Source organism: Citrobacter sp. wls827 (genome assembly GCF_005280875.1).
GTDB classification, from domain to species: domain Bacteria; phylum Pseudomonadota; class Gammaproteobacteria; order Enterobacterales; family Enterobacteriaceae; genus Citrobacter; species Citrobacter youngae.
In genome coordinates, this window is record NZ_SZWR01000018.1 from 2,623 (window position 1) to 4,061 (window position 1,439).

Annotated in this window: 1 protein-coding gene; it reads left to right on the top strand. The window is 54.3% G+C overall.

Features of this window, described 5'->3' with window-relative positions; all coding sequences use genetic code 11:
* The first annotated feature begins 33 nt into the window (after positions 1-33).
* Positions 34-1,398, top strand: a complete 1,365-nt coding sequence (gene tdcG / locus FDX03_RS13245; protein ID WP_086523463.1) for an L-serine ammonia-lyase — start codon at positions 34-36, stop codon at positions 1,396-1,398.
* Positions 1,399-1,439: the final 41 nt, after the last annotated feature.

A 1,439-nucleotide genomic window follows, 5' to 3' on the forward strand; every position in this document is an offset into this window, starting at 1 on the left:
GTCTTCACTGAACGGCAATCCGAGGGTGTGGATATGATTAGCGCATTCGATATTTTCAAGATTGGCATTGGACCTTCCAGCTCCCATACCGTGGGGCCAATGAATGCAGGTAAAAGCTTTATTGATCTGTTGGTCAGCAGCGGGGAACTTCCCAGGGCCACACATATTGTGGTCGATCTTTATGGATCGCTTTCCCTGACCGGAAAAGGTCATGCGACAGATGTCGCCATCATGATGGGGCTGGCCGGTAACAGTCCGCAAAACGTTAATATAGATTCAATCGCTGGTTTTACTCAGGAAGTAGCCCGTACCGGACGTTTACCGGTGGCAGAGGGCACGCATATTGTCGATTTCTCCCCAGACGAAAATATTCTCTTTCACGCCGAAACGCTGCCGCGCCATGAAAATGGTATGCGTATCACCGCGTGGAACGGCACCGAGACGCTATTAAGCAAAACCTATTACTCCGTCGGCGGTGGTTTTATCGTTGAAGAGGAGCAATTTGGTCAGGCGCATGATGTTGAAGCACACGTGCCCTACAATTTTCATTCCGCCAGCGAACTGCTGAAACTGTGTGAGCGCAACGGGCTGTCTGTTTCCGGCCTGATGATGCAAAACGAACTGGCGATGCGCAGCAAAGAAGAAATCGATGCTGGCTTTGCTGCCATTTGGGACGTCATGCATGCCGGGATTGAGCGCGGCATGAATACCGAAGGTGTGCTTCCGGGCCCGCTTAATGTACCGCGTCGCGCCGTGGCACTGCGTCGGCTGCTGGTTTCCAGCGACAACCTGTCCAGCGACCCGATGAACGTCATTGACTGGATCAACATGTTCGCGCTGGCCGTGAGCGAAGAAAACGCCGCCGGGTGTCGGGTGGTGACCGCACCGACCAACGGTGCATGCGGGATTATTCCCGCCGTCCTGGCCTATTACGACAAGTTCCGCCGTCCGGTGAATGCCAACTCCATCGCCCGTTATTTGCTGGCCGCGGGGGCGATAGGTGCGCTGTATAAGATGAATGCCTCGATTTCGGGTGCCGAAGTCGGCTGCCAGGGGGAAATTGGCGTAGCCTGTTCAATGGCGGCTGCCGGGCTGACAGAGTTGCTTGGCGGTAGCCCGTCTCAGGTGTGTATTGCGGCGGAAATCGCTATGGAGCATAACTTGGGCCTTACCTGCGATCCGGTGGCCGGGCAGGTGCAGATTCCGTGTATTGAACGTAATGCGATCAACGCAGTGAAAGCCGTCAACGCCGCGCGCATGGCGCTACGTAGGACGTCAGAACCACGCGTTTCGCTCGATAAAGTGATCGAGACCATGTATGAGACGGGCAAAGACATGAACGACAAATACCGTGAAACTTCACGTGGAGGCCTGGCTATCAAAGTGATTTGCACTTAACTGAATTTGTGTTTATTTCTCCTTTGGGCGCACTTGAGTGC